Source organism: Winogradskyella sp. (assembly GCF_028282165.1).
GTDB lineage: Bacteria > Bacteroidota > Bacteroidia > Flavobacteriales > Flavobacteriaceae > Winogradskyella.
The window spans coordinates 190,522-209,320 of sequence record NZ_JANQIM010000005.1 but is presented as its reverse complement, the minus strand read 5'-3'; the positions used below and the strand labels follow the sequence as shown (position 1 = coordinate 209,320).

At 36.2% G+C, this 18,799-nt stretch carries 16 protein-coding genes; 10 read left to right on the top strand and 6 right to left on the bottom strand.

Annotated elements, in window-relative coordinates; translation table 11 throughout:
- Window positions 1–9 precede the first annotated feature (9 nt).
- The gene (locus Q0972_RS02765; protein ID WP_299362287.1) at window positions 10–5,223 is read left to right on the top strand and encodes an Ig-like domain-containing protein; all 5,214 of its coding nucleotides are present in this window, start codon (window positions 10–12) and stop codon (window positions 5,221–5,223) included.
- Window positions 5,224–5,228: 5 nt separating this feature from the next.
- Here Q0972_RS02765 and Q0972_RS02760 read toward each other — a convergent pair whose 3' ends face one another.
- From Q0972_RS02760 to Q0972_RS02750, 3 genes are all read right to left on the bottom strand, one after another.
- A complete protein-coding gene (locus Q0972_RS02760; RefSeq protein ID WP_299362284.1) occupies window positions 5,229–5,603 on the bottom strand; it encodes a hypothetical protein in 375 nt (124 codons plus the stop codon).
- Window positions 5,604–5,617: 14 nt separating this feature from the next.
- Window positions 5,618–6,817: an alanine dehydrogenase gene (locus Q0972_RS02755; protein ID WP_299362281.1), complete on the bottom strand. Its 1,200-nt coding sequence runs from the start codon at window positions 6,815–6,817 to the stop codon at window positions 5,618–5,620.
- Between the two features lie 103 nt (window positions 6,818–6,920).
- The gene (locus Q0972_RS02750; RefSeq protein ID WP_299362279.1) at window positions 6,921–7,280 is read right to left on the bottom strand and encodes a hypothetical protein; all 360 of its coding nucleotides are present in this window, start codon (window positions 7,278–7,280) and stop codon (window positions 6,921–6,923) included.
- Between the two features lie 361 nt (window positions 7,281–7,641).
- On the opposite strand from Q0972_RS02750, the gene Q0972_RS02745 reads away from it, so the two are divergent.
- Window positions 7,642–7,920: a hypothetical protein gene (locus Q0972_RS02745; RefSeq protein ID WP_299362277.1), complete on the top strand. Its 279-nt coding sequence runs from the start codon at window positions 7,642–7,644 to the stop codon at window positions 7,918–7,920.
- 20 nt (window positions 7,921–7,940) lie between these two features.
- Complete coding sequence (locus Q0972_RS02740; RefSeq protein ID WP_299362274.1) at window positions 7,941–8,537, top strand: hypothetical protein; 597 nt, start codon at window positions 7,941–7,943, stop codon at window positions 8,535–8,537.
- Here Q0972_RS02740 and Q0972_RS02735 read toward each other — a convergent pair.
- From Q0972_RS02735 to Q0972_RS02725, 3 genes are all read right to left on the bottom strand, one after another.
- On the bottom strand, window positions 8,534–9,088 hold the full coding sequence (locus Q0972_RS02735) for a hypothetical protein (RefSeq protein ID WP_299362271.1): 555 nt from the start codon (window positions 9,086–9,088) through the stop codon (window positions 8,534–8,536). The two genes, Q0972_RS02740 and Q0972_RS02735, sit on opposite strands and share 4 nt — an antisense overlap.
- A 243-nt stretch (window positions 9,089–9,331) precedes the next feature.
- A complete protein-coding gene (gene tsaE, locus Q0972_RS02730) occupies window positions 9,332–9,796 on the bottom strand; it encodes a tRNA (adenosine(37)-N6)-threonylcarbamoyltransferase complex ATPase subunit type 1 TsaE (protein WP_367182388.1) in 465 nt (154 codons plus the stop codon).
- A 354-nt stretch (window positions 9,797–10,150) separates the two neighbouring features.
- Entirely contained in the window at window positions 10,151–11,704 is a 1,554-nt protein-coding gene (locus Q0972_RS02725; protein ID WP_299362268.1) for a bifunctional response regulator/alkaline phosphatase family protein, read from the bottom strand.
- A 33-nt stretch (window positions 11,705–11,737) separates the two neighbouring features.
- On the opposite strand from Q0972_RS02725, the gene Q0972_RS02720 reads away from it, so the two are divergent.
- The 7 genes from Q0972_RS02720 (at window position 11,738) to sucD (ending at window position 18,726) form a co-directional block, all read left to right on the top strand.
- On the top strand, window positions 11,738–12,967 hold the full coding sequence (locus Q0972_RS02720) for an HD domain-containing protein (RefSeq protein WP_299362265.1): 1,230 nt from the start codon (window positions 11,738–11,740) through the stop codon (window positions 12,965–12,967).
- Between the two features lie 50 nt (window positions 12,968–13,017).
- On the top strand, window positions 13,018–14,046 hold the full coding sequence (lpxD, locus tag Q0972_RS02715; RefSeq protein ID WP_299362263.1) for a UDP-3-O-(3-hydroxymyristoyl)glucosamine N-acyltransferase: 1,029 nt from the start codon (window positions 13,018–13,020) through the stop codon (window positions 14,044–14,046).
- Window positions 14,033–15,439, top strand: a complete 1,407-nt coding sequence (locus tag Q0972_RS02710; RefSeq protein WP_299362261.1) for a bifunctional UDP-3-O-[3-hydroxymyristoyl] N-acetylglucosamine deacetylase/3-hydroxyacyl-ACP dehydratase — start codon at window positions 14,033–14,035, stop codon at window positions 15,437–15,439. The genes lpxD and Q0972_RS02710 overlap by 14 nt, the downstream gene beginning before the upstream one ends.
- Window positions 15,440–16,225: an acyl-ACP--UDP-N-acetylglucosamine O-acyltransferase gene (gene lpxA / locus Q0972_RS02705; protein WP_299362259.1), complete on the top strand. Its 786-nt coding sequence runs from the start codon at window positions 15,440–15,442 to the stop codon at window positions 16,223–16,225. It abuts the gene before it with no gap.
- Window positions 16,226–16,245: 20 nt separating this feature from the next.
- The gene (gene efp, locus Q0972_RS02700) at window positions 16,246–16,809 is read left to right on the top strand and encodes an elongation factor P (protein ID WP_299362257.1); all 564 of its coding nucleotides are present in this window, start codon (window positions 16,246–16,248) and stop codon (window positions 16,807–16,809) included.
- Between the two features lie 2 nt (window positions 16,810–16,811).
- Complete coding sequence (locus tag Q0972_RS02695; RefSeq protein WP_299362254.1) at window positions 16,812–17,747, top strand: UDP-3-O-(3-hydroxymyristoyl)glucosamine N-acyltransferase; 936 nt, start codon at window positions 16,812–16,814, stop codon at window positions 17,745–17,747.
- A 106-nt stretch (window positions 17,748–17,853) separates the two neighbouring features.
- Complete coding sequence (gene sucD, locus Q0972_RS02690) at window positions 17,854–18,726, top strand: succinate--CoA ligase subunit alpha (protein WP_299362252.1); 873 nt, start codon at window positions 17,854–17,856, stop codon at window positions 18,724–18,726.
- Window positions 18,727–18,799 lie beyond the last annotated feature (73 nt).

The window sequence follows — 18,799 nt, the reverse complement described above, 5'->3', positions numbered from 1 at the left end:
AAGAATTTTATGAAAGCCCCAAATATTAGAACTAATTTTATTAGTAATTCTACTATATTATATTTTTTCTTATCGTTAGCCGTCACCTTTCAAATAGGTGCTCAACAGCTTGCTTTCCCAACGGCCAAAGGAGCAGGCGCTTACTCTACAGGTGGTAGAGGCGGCCAGGTGATCCACGTCACAACATTAGATTGGGATGCACCTGGGGGATTAAAGGAGGCGATACAAACTCCAGGCCCCAGAATCATTGTGTTTGACGTAAGTGGTGAAATAGATGCCACTGGCGAAGGTGGTTTCAGTAATGTTATAAACGGCCCTACATTCGATAATATTACCATAGCAGGTCAAACAGCGCCTCCTGGTGGTATAACAATACTGACTTCAGAGTTTCGATTTAGAAATGTAGACAATGTTATTATCCGTTACATACGATTCAGAAGAACAAATTCAAGTTTGCCAGGAACATATTCACAGGATGCCGTTTGGATGATGGAAAACAATGACTTTATCATAGACCATTGTGCATTTAGCCATGGCAATGATGAGGCAGGTTCTTTTGCAACCAGTGTAAACACCATGGATGATATTACTATTCAAAACTGTTTTTTTCAGGATAGTAAAACAGGATCCATAATAGGGATAAAAGGAGAAGAAGGTGATTTTAGTTTTATAAATAATGTTTTTAGTAATATTTCGCATAGATTTCCAAATTATAAAGGTGATGGTAGAGCAGATATCATTGGAAATGTAGTCTATAACTGGAAACAACGCCTAATACGTCTTGGAGATATTGGTTCTTATGATGGTCAAACTAACGTCATTAATAATTACTATAAAGGGGCTGCAAATGGTTTGCATCGACCGGGTTGGTTTACAAATTATAACTTGCCCATAGCAAGGCTACACCAAGTGCAAGCTAATAATTCGAGTACAGGTACCATATACAGTGCAGGAAGCTATATTGTAGGACAGCGAGAAGTGCCTCAAGCCGATGACAGTGACTTATGGGCTTTGTTTGCAGGAAGTTCGTTATCTGGCTATTCGGTTGGAGATCCTGTGCCTTCAAGTTTCTTTACAAGTACTCAGTTTCCTTTATTAGGGGCAAGTTTCACAGTTAATTCTGCTGCAGATTATTACAATGATTTAATTATTAATGGTAATGTTGGGGCATACAAGACACTCAATGCCGATGGAAGTATATATGAATACAGGGATAGTTATGACACAGATCATTTAAATATGATCATTAACGATACTTATGACGGTGAATTTTATGACGCTCTAGCAGATTTAACCTATCCAGTAATTCCAGAAAACACAAGACCAGCGAACTTTGACACCAATAATGATGGTATGCCAGATTTATGGAAGATATCAAGAGGATTTCAACCCGATGATGATCTCTCAAGTTATGTTTGGCCAAGTGGATATGTTGGTGTTGAAGAATACATTAATGAGATTGATCTAAATTCCGTTGAATTTATTGATGTTACTGGCGTAGAAGTTACTCCAGAAACAGCCACTATAAATATTCCTGATACTGTACAATTAACTGCAGAAATACTTCCTGATAATGCTACAAATCAAAGTGGCTCTTGGAGTAGTAGTGATGATTCAATAGCAACAGTTAGTAATAGCGGAACGGTTACCCCTATCTCAGAAGGTACAGTTACAATTACGTATACTACAAATGATGGTGCATTCACCGATACAGCAGAAATTACAGTAACAAATATTATAATTTCTTTAGAATCAGTATCTATAACACCTAATACCTTAACTATGGATTTAGGTGAAAATTATCAACTAAACACAGATTTTATACCTCTTAATACCTCGGATACAACGGGTACATGGATAAGTAGTGATGAAACCATTGCCGTTGTTAACGATAATGGTTTGGTATCATCAGTTGGTGAGGGTGAAACAACAATCACATTTACCGCAAATGATGGTGGAATTTCGGATAGCACAGCAGTTACGGTTATCGATACCTTTTTTGGAACTTATCAGCTTTACAATGCAGATTCTGACACAATTATTCAAGATATTGTCGGTGATGATTCGATTAATTTAGGAAATGAAAGTAGCCAAATAAACTTTAGGAGTATTCCTCAAGGAGGGGATGATAATCCAGATGTTGAGAGTGTAGAGGTAGTCTGGACAGGACCAACAAGTGGTATTTGGGTTGAAAGCGGTGCTATTTATGCTGGATTACCAAATGGTCATGTAGGCATGGATTTTGAGCCTTACACCGTTGAAGCTGGGACTTATAATTTCACAGTAACCTATTATAGTGCTAATGGTGCTTCGGGCGATGTTGTGGCTGTAGATAATTTTGCACTTACTTTTTTTTTCAGCACTTTACCAGTTGCCAATGCTGGTCCAGACCAAGATATTTGCGAGGGAGACACCGTAACACTGACTGCTTCTGGTGGGCCCAACTTTTTATGGGACAATGGCGAAACCACAGCTTCGATTGAGGTAAGCCCAACAGCTACTACAACATATACGGTTTCTGTATTTGATAATGATGGAAATTTTGATGAGGATAGCGTAGTGGTAACAGTAACCCCAATACCAGTTGCTGATGTTGGTGAGGATCAAACTATTTGTGAAGGTGATACAGTTACCCTAATCGCAAGTGGAGGTACAACCTATCTATGGAGTACTGGTGAAACTACTGAATCTATCGAAGTAAGTCCAATTACGGAAACTACATACACTGTTGAAGTGATAACAAACAATTGCTCGAGCATTGATGATATAACAGTTTTTGTAAATCCAGTGCCAAACATTACGGTAAGTGATGACGTGGTCATTGTAGAAGGGAGTTCAACATCCTTAGGTGTAACAGGTAGCGATAATTATCTATGGAGTACAGGTGAAACAACACCATTTATAACAGTCGCACCTTTAGCAACGACAACATATAGTGTTAGTTCCGTTAATCCTAATGGGTGTTCAAGTACTCAAGAGGTAACAGTTACAGTAATTCCAGAAGTAGTTGCAGATGCTGGGAATGACGTTACCATCTGTGCAGGTGAAAATGTAACGCTCACCGCGACAGGAGGTAGTACTTATCTTTGGGATACAGGAGATACAACCGCCGAAATCATTGTGTCACCTATTGTAACAACAACTTATACAGTGACTGTAGAGGATGACTATGGTTATACGGACACCGATAGTGTAACCATCACGGTAAACGAAACACCAGACATTACAGTTAGTGGCGATGTAGCTATACTAGAAGGCGAAACAGTAACATTAACTGCTAGTGGTAGTGATAATTATTTATGGAATACAGGTGAAACAACAGCATCAATAACAGTGACTCCTACTACCACTACTACATATACTGTAGTTTCAACAGCAGTTGGCGGTTGTGCAGATATAGAACAAGTTACTGTAACAATCATACCAGAAGTTGTAGCAGACGCTGGTGAAGATGTAACGATTTGTTCTGGTGAAAGTGTAACTCTAACAGCTACAGGAGGTAGTACTTACCTCTGGGATACTGGTGATACTACCGCTGAAATTGTTGTAGCACCAAATGTAACAACGATCTATACAGTAACTGTAGAGGACGACTATGGATATACTGATACAGATAGTGTAACCGTTACGGTGAACGAAACACCAGATATCACAGTTGGTGATAATGTAGCCATATTAGAAGGTGAAACTGTAACACTAATAGCTAGTGGTGGCGATAATTATTTATGGAATACAGGTGAAACAACAGCATCAATAACTGTGACTCCAACAACAACAACAACATACACTGTTACTTCTTCAAATGGTAACTGTGAAGATCAAGAACAAGTCACTGTAACAATTATACCAGAAGTAATTGCCAATGCAGGAGAAGATGTAACCATTTGTAATGGGGAAACAGTAATACTAAGTGCCTCGGGTGGCTTTACCTACTTTTGGAATACAGGAGAAACAACAGCAGAGATACTAGTATCACCGTCAGTTACCACTACGTACAGTGTAACTGTTGAAGATGATTATGGCTATACAGATACCGACAGTGTAACTGTAAATGTTACTCAAATGCCATTATTAACTCTAACCGATGATGTCATGATAGTTGAAGGCGGTAGCATTGATTTAGTTGTTTCTGGAGCGGAAACTTACCTTTGGAGTACAGGTGAAACATCAAGTAGTATTACAGTAAACCCTATTGTAACAACCACATACACGGTTACCGGTACCAATGGAAACTGTTCCGTACAAGCACAAGTAACTGTTACTGTAGAAGAAACATTTGTGGCATCAGCTGGTAATGACGAGTATGTATGTGAGAATTATGATTATGAAGTTTTATTAACGGCTACTGAAGGGGATAGCTATTTGTGGAATACAGGAGAAACCACCCAAAGTATTGTTGTGAATCCTTTATCAACAACAACTTACACTGTAACAGTTACGCAAGGAATTCAAGAGGATACAGACGAGGTTACTGTTTTTGTTGATCCTAATCCAAATGTTGTCATTCTAAATGGTGAAAGCGTAGATATAATGAATGGAGATTTTGTAACCCTTTCAGCATCTGGTGCAAATACGTATCAATGGGACAATGGTGCTACGCAACCTAATATTGCTGTAAGCCCATCGCAGACGACTACTTATGAAGTTAGAGGATATGTAGGTGATTGTTATGATGAGAAGCAAGTTACTGTTAATGTTATACCAGAAGTTATAGCCGATGCTGGCGAAGATGTAGAAATATGCCCAGGCGAAGTGGTGACTTTATCAGCTACAGGAGGTGATGAGTACTTTTGGAACACAGGTCAATCAACTCAATCTATACAAGTCTCACCAGACGAAACAACAACTTATACGGTAACCGTTTTTAATGCTTTAGATTTTGATGAAGACACTGTTACTGTTTATGTTAATACAGATTGTGAAGATAATGAGGGTCCAATAGATGATCCAGGTGACGGTACTGCGCTCGATTTTGAGTTCAGTGTATTTCCTAATCCAGCTTCAGATATCATAAATGTGAGGCTTTCAGGATCAACAGCATTGAGTAGGGTATATTTGTATGACATCACCGGAAAGCTCATATATGCAGATAGAATGGTAAACGACAACTTAAGTATATCGACTACAAAGCAAATTGATGTAAGTGGCTTACACCCTGGCATGTACTATGTAAAGATGACAGACGTGAATAGAGACATTTCCAGAAAATTAATAATTAGATAATTTTCTTATTTCAAATAATTGATTTTGAATATTGTAGACAAAGAGTCACAATTTTCAACGGTTAGCTCTATATCGCGTTCTTTATAACTATTGTCAATATGATAGATATTACAAGAATCTAGTTTCGTATTGCTTTTTGAAAAATCTACGTTACCAAATTTGATTAGCTTAACAATTGTTAAAGAGTCCAAAGCATTGTTATCGATAAAACTTTTGGCTTCATCTGAATAGGCAATAGGTTTAGAACTTATATTTTTAACAGTTCTGGCGTTTGGACCATAATCGCACGAGGCATCTTTGCCATTCAAAAAAAACATCAGGATAACAAGGCCAATGGCAAAGCCACTTAGGTAATAAGCCAAGCGCTGCGTAAACTTCATAGGTTCTTTCTAAATTAAAATATCAGTAAGTTGGCATCATTATAATCTAAGCCAAACCATTCTGCAACCGATTTGTTTGTTAAGATACCGTGGTAAAAATACAATCCATTTTTTAATCCTCTATCAAATCGCAGAGCATTTTCTATGCCGCCATGCTCACCAATTTCCAATAAATAAGGGGTGAAAATATTACTGATGGATACAGAAGCCGTTCTAGAGTATCTTGCCGGAATATTGGGTACACAATAATGTGTAACGCCTTTGTAATCAAATGTAGGATGATCGTGGGTAGTGACTTCACTAGTTTCAAAACAACCTCCCATATCGATACTGACATCAATAATAACCGATCCAACTTTCATGTGTTCTACCATAGTTTCAGTAACTACTATTGGAGAACGGTTTGTACCTCTCACTGCACCAATAGCCACATCACAGCGTTTTAGAGCTTTCAATAGATTTTTTGGCTGCATTGTAGAAGTGTATATTGTTCGGCCAAGATTATTTTGAATGCATCTTAGTTTTGTAATAGAGCTATCAAATACTTTCACATTGGCACCAAGACCTATTGCAGAACGTGCTGCGAACTCACCAACAGTACCTGCACCAAGAATCAACACTTCCGTTGGAGGTACACCATTGATATTTCCCATCATTAATCCATTGCCGCCATTGACATTAGATAATAGTTCTGAAGCAATCAAAATAGAAGCCGTCCCAGCTATTTCACTCAGTGACCGAACCGCAGGATAGGCACCATCCTCATCCTTTATGTATTCAAAAGCTAAGGCTGTGACACGCTTTTTTGCCAAAGCCTCAAAATAAGCTTTACTCTGTGTTTTTATCTGTAAAGCTGAAATTAATATGGTTTGTGGATTAATAAGCGATATCTCTTCTAATGAAGGCGGTTCTACCTTAAGAATCATAGGGCAGGAGTAGACCTTGGCTGTATCCTTGGTTACCTCGGCACCTGCTTCACTATAGTCGTTGTCCTTAAAATTGGCACCTTCACCAGCACCAGACTCCAATAGCACACGATGGCCATTCGCTGCAAGAGCAGAAACTGCATCTGGAGTTAAACATACTCGTTTTTCCTGAAAGTGTGTTTCTTTTGGGATACCAATAAAAAGTTCTCCTTTTTGTTTGAGGATTTCTAAAGTTTCTTCTTGAGGTAATAGTTGGGCTTTGGTAAACGGTGATAAAGATTTACTCATTAAGTTAGTGCATTGACTTAGAAACTGCAAGATAATAAAACACTTGTCAGCTTTACTAAAGTTATCTCACTTGAATTTACGAATAAATTTTGACTCATTATTATTAATTATTCTCTAATTCATCAATTTCCTTAAGGATTTCGTCTAAAAGTGCCCTTTTTTCTTCAGAAAGTATTTGTTCGAGTCGTTCATTGATATACGCTTCTATTTCAGATTTAGATTTAGTTTTGGAAGCCTTTGGCTTAGTAATAAACATTTGACCTTTGCCTGTTATGAGCCATACCAAATTAACTTCAGGATAGGTTTTTACAATACGCTCTATGACATCACTTCCAACTGAGGCATTATTCTTTTGCATACGCAGTGTGTAGCCGTTTGCTGTACCAATAGATATATCGAACTGTCTTGCGCTGATATTGAGCGCTTCTACTAACTTAATAATACGATTAATAGTTTTACTCATAAGGGTTTTTAAGGGGATATACTTATGATTAGGTTGTTAGGGTTATTACATTGCAAATATAAATTTTTAATTTAACATGTAATTTTTGTAGAATATTTTCTATATTAGCAAAGTACTTGTCAAGATAGGTTATTGCAAAGTCGCCTAAATTAGCATGTACGTTAAGGGTTAATTCGAACCAGATCTGGTTTTTTTTAATGAAATCCTATTTTGAAAATTGTATGGCAGAGTATTCAAAAAGGTTAGTTGAACTAATCCTATTGAAAATGTAATCTCAAGCTATAAGCTTATACTTAGGTCCAGCAATTACAGGGCAAGCAACAACGAGAATGATTTTAATAACGATCGTTTTAAAGTGGTTATGGCATACGATTTTTTAAGTGATTTTATTTTTAAGGCCGACTATACCTTTGATAATTACAACAACAAAAGTCAAGGTATTATCAATACTTTTGACACTGCCAGTGCTTCTCAGTTCTATCAAGAGGAAGACTATCCTTTTGGATTTCAAGTATCAATAAGCAATATATTCGATATTCGCTTCAGGCAACAAAACTCATTTAACGCTTTAATAGTTAGTGATAACAGAACTTTTGTTCTTCCTAGAATAATTATGCTTAAATTGAGTTGTAAGCTTTAAATCATACAAAACACAAAATCATGTCTGTCAGAAAAAAACTTAAAAGAGATATAATAACTATTATAGCAATACTTTTAATACCAGTAATAGCATATATGTATTTATTATTTCCGAATACAAAAGATATTAGCATCTTCAATTATTCGCTTTCCAGCGGTTACTATGAAGACTTCCAATATTTTATATGGGTACTATCTCAAAAGTTTATGTTTATTTCAGTATTTATAATTTGGTATATAACTACAAAGAATTGGTGGAAGAATATTCTATTGATACCATTATTGGTTTTTGTATTTCAGTTTATAATGGTTATTAATAACAATGTAAATTATTTTGATGAATATGAAGGGATTGCCGCCATGATTATAGCAATTCCTATAATTTTGGCATTCTATTTTTTGATAAAGAGACTAAGGAATATTTTGATTACCAAAGAGATAAATGATGACATTGAATTGGAGGTGGAAGATTTGCTTTATGATTTGTCAAATAAAAATTTTGACAACTACAAACATCTAAAAACTAAACTTGATAGTATTAGATCTATAAAACCAATGCTTGACAAAGAAATATATTTGAAGGAATTGATTCTTTTAAAAGATCAACTTACCTCTTAAAAATACTGCTTTACTTTGCCCCAAATCGTTTTTGGCTTGATCATAAACTCCTCTTCAAGCTCCTCCATAGTTTTATCATGGTCATTGACCTTGTTAAACATTTTTGCTCTAATGAGATATATAGATGGGAAAATTATTGCCATTATAGGAAGCAACCATACGATATCTGCAACATCTGAGTATCTGATATCAAAATTAAGAGCTACGACACATTGAAAGGTGAACATAGTAATTGGCACCAATAGGGCATGGTACCACCAATGCTTGCAAGTAAAAAACCATACGAGTGATAATATCAATGGTATTACTTTCATGGCCAATACCCACATGGCTACATTGGCGCTGCCATATTCTTTACTCTCGTATTTACCAAAAATAGTATTCCATTCTTGGGTGTCAGGTACAAATTCGTATAAATAAAACAAAAAAGGAGTAGCTGCTACTAACGTAGCAACTAAACTCCCAACAAATATCTTTTTGTTATAAGACTTCTTATCCAGCAGGTGGAACTTTAAGTTTTCTTCTGTCAACTTCTGTTGTAGTTTGTCCATCTAAGTCAATAATGTTAGTTGCTTGAACAGTAAATAACATTCCTCCGAAGATTGCAATGGCTAATACTAGTTTTTTAGCTTTCATAATTTAAGGGATTTAATTAATTAATTACTACAAATTTAAAGTGCATACAGGGCCTGTAGAAATCGATTGGTGTTAAAATCCGAGAAATTTTGAGGTTTTGGTTACGGTTTTCCCGTAACTAAAGCATTAACTTCGGTAGAATGCGTTCAAAATTTTGCTTAAAATTTTGTTTCTGTCATAGCGTTATTTTCGGTTAAAAGTTTATTATTTATAGTTAATTTGAGGGATCTGGTTGTATCATCCAAACTAGTAATAGTTATGGATTGTACGTCTTTTGGTAATAAGGCTTTAATTCTATCTGGCCATTCTATAAATAACCAATGATTGCTGTCAAAGTAATCTTCTACACCAAAATTGTATGCTTCTTCTAAGGATTCAATGCGATAAAAATCAAAATGATAAATCTTATCGTTTGGTATCCTATACTCATTTACAATAGAAAAGGTTGGGCTAGTGGCTATATCTTCACTTTTTAAAGCTTTTAACAAGGCATTGATAAAGGTGGTCTTGCCAGCTCCCATATGACCATTAAATAAGATAATTTTAGAGTCTAAATGCCCTAAAACTCTAGCAGCCATAGCATCAATATCCTTTAAATCGTATGTAAACTCTATAATGTTCACTGTAATCTATTGTAAAATAGACTACAATGTTAGGAATAAAAAATGTAAAATCCTAGAAAAAAGTGCATTTCATCGGATTTTTATGCTTTTAAAAGACATTTAGGTAATTTAGATCTAAGTATTTTCTACTCTGGAATATTATATTGAGCTTCGGTCACTAAATGTAGCTCGAAATGATCGAAGTACTGCTTCAGAATCTAAATTATTTAACTGTCATTTCGAGCCAACCTGCACCGAATAAAGTCGAAGTGAGAAATCTCAATTATTTATAGACAGGACACTATAAACTTGGTTGTAATAAAAAGAACAATAATAAACAGATTACTGCGCTTTGCTTGCAATGAGAATAAGGTTTTATTTCGGCTCCAAAACCACAAAAGGAATAATCATTTCCTCTAAAGATACGCCACCATGTTGATATGTATTTCTATAATAGGTGACATAGTGGTTATAGTTATTGGGATACGCTAAAAACAAATCCCCTTTAGCAAAAATAAAGGAACTACTCATAGTCAAGGCAGGTAAATGAATGGATTTCGGATTTTTTACAGCCATCACATCCTTGTCTTGATAAGTTAGACTACGGCCTGTTTTGTAACGAAGGTTAAGACTTGTATCCCTATCTCCGATAACCTTAGAAGGGGCTTTAACATTAATAGTACCATGATCCGTGGTTAAAATCAATTTGAATCCTAGTTGTTGTGATAGCTGAATCATCTCTAGTAAAGGGGAATTTTTAAACCAGCTTTGGGTTAAAGAACGATACGCCTTATCGTTAGATGCCAACTCCTTAACCACTTCCATTTCGGTTTTTGCATGAGAGAGCATATCAACAAAGTTGTAAACCACTACAGTTAAATCATTCTCCTTAAGTGTTCTAAAATTCTCAACCAACTTTTTGCCCGACTTCAAATTAGTGATCTTATGATATTCGTATTTGATATGATTTAAGCCCAAGCGTTTCATTTGTTCTCTTAGAAAATCATCCTCATGCAAATTTTTACCCCCTTCATCGGTATCGTTTTTCCAATATTGAGGATAAAGTTTTTCCATATCAGCAGGCATTAAACCTGAAAAAATGGCGTTTCTGGCATACTGGGTTGCTGTCGGTAGTATACTGAAAAAAGATAATTCCGACGCCTTCTTGTAATAATTATTCACAATGGGCTCGAATGCTTTCCATTGGTCGTATCGTAAATTATCAATAACAACCATTAGTGTGGGTTGCTTATCATTTAACTCTGGCACAACTCTATCTTTAAATAAGGTATGCGACATTACTGGTGCATCTGCATTGGGTTGAAACCAATCCCCATAATTTTTCTCAATAAACTTCCCAAACTGTAAATTGGCCTCTGTTTTCTGCGATTCAAGGATGTCGGTCATGCCAACATCTTCAATATCCTCGAGCTGAAGTTCCCAATAAATGAGTTTTTGATATAAGTCTATCCATTCTTCATAAGAGTTCACCATAGAAAGATCCATAGCAATTTTTCTAAACTCCTGTTGATAGTTAGAGGTTGTTTTCTCAGAGATGAGTCGCGAATGGTCCAAATTCTTCTTCAAGCTCAATAGAATTTGGTTCGGATTTACGGGTTTAATAAGATAATCTGCAATTTTACTACCTATAGCTTCTTCCATAATATATTCCTCTTCGCTTTTAGTAATCATTACGATAGGAAGATTGGCGCGACGTTCCTTAATTTCATTAAGTGTCTCCAGACCAGTAAGACCAGGCATATTTTCATCTAAGAATACAATATCAAAGTTAGTATCATTAATAATCTCCAAAGCTTCCGTGCCACTTTGGCAAGTTGTAACCTCGTATTGTTTTTGTTTTAGGAAAAGAATATGAGGCTTTAATAAATCAATTTCGTCATCTACCCAGAGAATATTTATGTTGTTCATGTATATTTGTTTTCTAATTAATGAATGTACTAATTGAAGTCTAGCAATAAACTTAAAATATTTAACGATCCAATTTACGGATTTATTACGATTCCTAATTCGTTAATATTCGATCTTATTCAGCATAAATATTTTCAGAGACTACGACGTATTAGCCAAATGGGTTTGTCTTATTTGGTCTATCCAGGAGCTCATCATACTCGTTTTCATCATGCCTTAGGAAGTATGCACTTAATGCAAAAAGCAATTAATGTGCTTCGCTTTAAGGAAGTTAGCATTTCTGAAGAAGAGGAAAATGGTTTGCTGATAGCAATTTTGTTACACGATATTGGTCATGGGCCTTTTTCTCATGCTATGGAGCATAGCATAGTAAATGATGTGTCACACGAAGAGATTTCCCTCCGTTTTATGGAAGAACTCAATAAAGAGTTTAACGGAAGTTTAACGTTGGCTATTTCAATTTTTAAGGGCGAATACCCTCGCAGATTTATGTGTCAGCTCATTTCTAGCCAATTGGATATGGATAGAGCAGATTACTTAAAACGCGATAGTTTTTACACAGGTGTTGCAGAAGGTAATATTAATAGTGAACGATTGATTACCATGCTCAATGTTGTAGATGATCAACTGGTTGTAGAAGAAAAGGGCATTTACAGCGTTGAGAAATTTTTGGTAGCCAGACGTTTTATGTACTGGCAAGTGTATTTGCATAAAACAGGTATAGTTGCCGAGCAATTACTAACTAGAATACTCAAGAGAGCAAAAGAACTTGTTCAGCAAGGTATAAAGCTTAATTGTAGTGAACCCTTATTTTATTTTTTGAGCTCAAAAGTTAATACCGAAAGTTTTGAATCAGGTACACTTACGATTTTTGCCAAACTTGATGATTACGATGTTGTCGCTGCTATGAAACAATGGCAATACCATGAGGATTTTGTGCTCAGTAATCTTTGTGAAATGATTATCAACAGGGATTTACTTAAAATTAAAATGAAGAATAAGCCCATTAAGACCTCAGAATTAATAGCGCATGCAAATACATTGATGGATGACTATTCTGTTTCAAAAGCAGAGGCAGATTATTTTGTGTTTCATGGCGAAATTACTAATGTGGCTTATCAAAATAAAAAACAGCATATCAATGTTTTATTAAAGTCAGGTAGAATAAAAGATATTGTAAAAGCTTCCGATCAGTTAAATCTAAAAGCATTAAGTAAACCGTTCACTAAATATTACATGTGTTATCCCAAAAAGAAAATGTAATACATTTTTTTCTATTTTTGCGGAAACCAACAATTTATAAAAGCAATTAATTGGAATTTACAGCAGAACAAATCGCGGGTATTTTAGAAGGTACTATCGTTGGTGATCCAAAAACACAAGTTTCAAAACTTGCAAAAATTGAAGAAGGCACAGAAGGATCGCTTACATTTTTGGCGAATCCGAAATACAAACCTTATATATATACTACCAAGGCCTCGATAACAATCGTTGATTCGGGTTTTGAACCCGAGGAAGCACTTCAGACTACTTTGATTAAAGTAGAGGATGCTTATGGAGCATTCACAAAACTTCTAGAGTATTACAACCAGATAAAACTTAACAAATCGGGTATAGAGCAACCTAGCTTTATATCTAATTCTGCAAAGACTGGTGATAATATTTATATAGGAGCATTCACTTACATCGGTGAAAATGTCAATATAGGCAATAATGTAAAGATTTTCCCCAACTCATATATTGGGGATAATGTTGTTATTGGTGATAATACCATTGTGTTTTCAGGTGGAAAGATTTACTCAGATTGTGTTATAGGTACAAATTGCGTTATTAATTCTGGTGCAATTATTGGAGCTGACGGTTTTGGATTTAAACCTAACGAAAATGGTGAATATTCTAAAGTACCACAAATAGGAAATGTAATCATTGAGGATTTTGTAGATATAGGAGCAGGAACCACCATTGATAGAGCAACACTCGGTTCTACCATAATTAGAAAAGGAGTGAAGCTAGACAACCAAATACAAATTGCGCATAATGTGGAAATAGGAAGAAATACAGTGATTGCTGCGCAGGCTGGTATTGCAGGGTCCACTAAAATTGGAGAAAATTGCCAAATAGGTGGGCAAGTTGGCATAGTTGGTCATATTACTATAGGGAACAATGTGAAAATACAAGCACAATCTGGTATAGGTAGGCATGTAAAGGATAATGAGGTGTTACAAGGTTCTCCAGCTTTAGCTTATGGCGATTATAATAAGTCTTATGTATACTTTAAAAACTTACCTAAGATTATTAAAAATATTAGTGAAATAGAAAAGAAAGTAGATGGCAATAGTTAAAACAGAAATAAAACAAAAGACCATTGAAAAAGAAGTCACGCTAAAAGGTGTTGGGCTTCACACAGGTGCTAATGTGACGTTGGTGTTTAAACCAGGTGCTGAAAATTCAGGTTTTCTATTTGAGCGTGTTGATTTAGAAGGTAACCCTAAAATTGAAGCAGACGCCAATTATGTAACCAATACACAAAGAGGTACTTGCCTAGAAAAAAACGGTGTTACAATACAGACCTGTGAGCATGTTTTAGCAGCTTTGGTGGGTCTCGATATAGATAACGCTATCATAGAACTTGATGCTTCAGAACCACCAATTATGGATGGATCTTCAAAGTTTTTTGTAGAAGCTCTTGAGAAAGCAGGCATTGTAGAGCAAGACACGTTTAGAGAAGAATACGTGGTTAAAGAAGTAGTCTCCTACGCAGATGAAGCCACGGGTAGTGAAATCATTTTGATGCCGTCAAGTTCTTACAAGATAACTACAATGGTCGATTTTGGGACTAAAGTGTTAGGAACCCAAAACGCCACAATGAATTCGGTATCAGAATTCAAGACCGAAATTGCTGATGCAAGAACATTTAGTTTCTTACACGAAATCGAAATGCTCCTTGAGAACGGACTAATTAAAGGTGGTGACCTTAATAATGCTATAGTTTATGTGGATAAGAAGTTATCACCAGACACGATGAATCGATTGAGAAAAGCCTTTAAAAAGGACAATATAGCAGTAAAGCCGAATGGTATCTTAGATAATTTAACCTTACACCATCCTAATGAAGCGGCAAGGCATAAATTATTAGATGTTGTAGGTGACTTGGCATTAATCGGTACACGTATACGAGGTAAAGTTATTGCCAATAAGCCAGGACATTTTGTAAACACACAGTTTGCAAAGAAAATGTCTAAAATTATTAAAAACGAAAGACGAAATAATGTCCCACAGATTGATCTAAACGCACCACCGCTTATGGACGTGAACCAGATCATGAATATGCTACCACATAGGCAACCCTTTTTGCTCTTGGACAAGGTATATGAATTAACGGATAATTATGTGATTGGAATGAAAAATGTCACCATGAATGAAGAGTTTTTCAGAGGACATTTCCCAGGAGCCCCGGTTATGCCAGGCGTTTTAATCGTTGAGGCTATGGCACAGACAGGGGGTATTCTTGTGTTGAGTACCGTTCCTGATCCAGAAAACTACCTAACGTTTTTTATGAAGATCGATAACGTAAAATTCAAGCAAAAAGTAGTTCCTGGAGACACATTAATATTTAAATGTACATTGATTACGCCTATAAGAAGGGGTATTTGCCATATGCAAGGTTATGCTTATACCAATGGCAAGCTGTGCGCAGAGGCTGAGTTAATGGCGCAAATTTCAAAAGTTAAGTAAATGAATCAACCTTTAGCATACGTACATCCCGGAGCGAAAATTGCCAAGAATGTCGTCATAGAACCTTTTACAACTATTCACAATAATGTAAAGATTGGTGAAGGTACATGGATAGGAAGCAATGTAACCATTATGGAAGGTGCACGTATAGGTAAAAACTGCAATATTTTTCCAGGTGCAGTTATTTCTGCAGTGCCACAGGACCTAAAATATAATGACGAAGAAACTACCGTTGAAATCGGCAATAATGTTACCATTAGAGAATGTGTCACTATCAACAGAGGGACTTCAGATAAAATGAAAACTGTAATTGGTAATAACTGTCTCATTATGGCCTATTGCCACATTGCACACGATTGTATTGTAGGTGACAATTGCATATTCTCTAACAATAGCACATTAGCTGGTCATATTACGGTAGGAGACTACGTGGTTTTAGCAGGTATGACAGCAGTACATCAATTTTGCTCTGTTGGTAATCATGCTTTCGTAACTGGAGGATCATTAGTCCGTAAAGATGTTCCACCTTATGTAAAAGCAGCAAGGGAGCCGCTATCATATGTTGGTATAAACTCAGTAGGTCTAAGACGAAGAGGCTTTACAACTGAGAAAATCCGAGAAATTCAAGATATCTATAGAATTCTGTATCAGAAAAACTATAACAATACACAAGCTTCAGAGATTATTGAAGCCGAAATGCAAGCCACACCAGAACGCGATGAAATACTTCAGTTTATTAAGAATTCACATCGTGGAATTATGAAAGGCTATTTTAAATCAAATTAATAAAGAAATAAAACAATATAATGGCAAGTACATCAGATATCCGCAATGGATTGTGCATTAGATATAATCACGATATTTATAAAATAATAGAGTTTCTTCATGTAAAGCCAGGAAAAGGTCCTGCTTTTGTGAGAACAAAACTAAAAAGTGTCACTACAGGAAAAGTTATCGATAATACGTTTTCAGCCGGACACAAAATTGATGATGTTAGAGTAGAGACTCATAAGTTTCAATATCTATATAATGATGGCGAATACTATCATTTTATGAATGAGTCGGATTATACGCAAATTCAACTCACTGAAAATGCACTAGACCGCCCTGAGCTGATGAAAGAAGGTGAAATCGTTACGGTTTTAATTAACACAGAAGACAATATGCCGCTTTCTGTAGACATGCCAGCTAGTGTTATTCTTGAAGTGACGCATACCGAACCTGGTGTAAAGGGTAATACAGCCACTAATGCTACAAAGCCAGCAACAGTAGAAACTGGAGCTACGGTTAACGTCCCTTTGTTCATTAATGAGGGCGATAAGATTAAGATTGAAACTGAAAAGGGAACTTACAAAGAGCGTATTAAGTAATAATGAAGTTTCCAAAACCATATACATTAAAGGAAATTGCTGAACTAATTAATGCAGCTTATGTTGGGTCGGATGACTTTCCAGTACATGGGATGAACGAAATCCATGTGGTAGAACCAGGTGATATCGTTTTTGTAGATCACCCAAAATATTACGACAAGGCACTTCAATCTGCCGCTACAATTGTATTGATTAACAAAGAAGTCGATTGTCCAGAAGGGAAAGCCCTATTGATTTCGGATGATCCTTTTAGGGATTTCAATAAATTAACGACGTATTTTAAACCCTTCAGATCCTCTAATGTAGCTATTGCAGCGGACGCAAAGATTGGGGAGGGAACTGTTATACAACCCAATTGTTTTATTGGCAATAATGTAACTATAGGTAAGAATTGCGTGATACATTCTAATGTCAGCATCTACGATGATTCAGTAATCGGAGATCATGTAACGATTCACGCAGGTACGGTTTTAGGCGCTAGTGCTTTTTATTATAAGAAACGTCCAGAAGGTTACGATCAATTGCTGTCAGGAGGACGAGTTGTCATTGAAGATCATGTAGATATAGGAGCAGCATGTACCATCGATAAAGGTGTTACGGGTGATACCACTATAAAGGAAGGTGCCAAGATAGATAATCAAGTACAGATAGGGCATGATACGGTAATTGGTAAAAAGTGTCTTATAGCTTCTCAAGTCGGAATTGCTGGTTGTGTTATTGTAGAAGATGAAGTTACTATTTGGGGGCAAGTCGGCATTACAAGTGGTATAACCATTGGAGCAAAAACAATAATCTCGGCAAAGGCAGGAGTAAGTAAGTCTTTAGAAGGTGGAAAACACTATTTTGGTATTCCTGCAGATGATTTCAGGTCTAAATACAAGGAAATAGCATCCATTAGAAAAATACCTGAAATTCTTGAAAAATTAAAAGATTTATAAACAATTGAAAAAGTCCAAAATAAAATATTAAATGGACGCGTTTATACATCTCAAAACCCTTATTTTTGCACTAAAATTTTATAAAAAATAAAAACAAGATCATCAAATGAGCGTTTTAGTTAATAAGAATTCTAAAATTATTGTTCAAGGTTTTACAGGTAGTGAAGGAACATTCCATGCTGGTCAAATGATTGAATATGGAACTAATGTTGTTGGCGGAGTAACACCAGGTAAAGGCGGGCAAACACACCTAGAGAAACCAGTTTTTAATACAGTTGCTGAAGCTGTAGAGAAAGTAGGTGCAGATACAACGATTATTTTTGTACCACCAGCATTTGCTGCAGATGCCATTATGGAAGCCGCTGATGCAGGTATTAAAGTGATTATTACCATTACAGAAGGAATTCCTGTTGCAGATATGATTAAGACAGCAGACTATATTAAAGACAGAGATTGCCGTTTAGTTGGTCCTAATTGTCCAGGTGTTATTACACCAGGTGAAGCCAAAGTAGGCATCATGCCAGGTTTTGTGTTTAAGTCTGGAAAAGTTGGTATCGTTTCCAAATCAGGAACTTTGACGTATGAAGCGGCAGATCAAGTGGTGAAACAAGGTTTAGGTATTACAACAGCCATTGGTATTGGTGGAGACCCAATAATAGGAACTACAACAAAAGAGGCTGTTGAGCTTTTAATTAACGATCCTGAGACAGAAGCCGTAGTGATGATCGGTGAAATAGGTGGACAATTAGAAGCTGACGCTGCCAACTGGTATAAAGAGAGTGGAAGTAACAAACCAATCGTAGGATTTATTGCTGGTGAGACTGCTCCTGCTGGACGGACTATGGGACACGCAGGTGCCATCGTTGGTGGTAGTGATGATACAGCACAAGCCAAAAAGAAAATTATGAAAGCTTGCGGAATTCATGTCGTGGATTCACCTGCCGAAATAGGAAAGAAAGTCGCTGAAGTTTTAGGCTAATTTCTAAAAAGCAATACTGGAACATCCCAATAATCATTGGGACAGCATAAACTGTTAAAAACCTTACAAAATG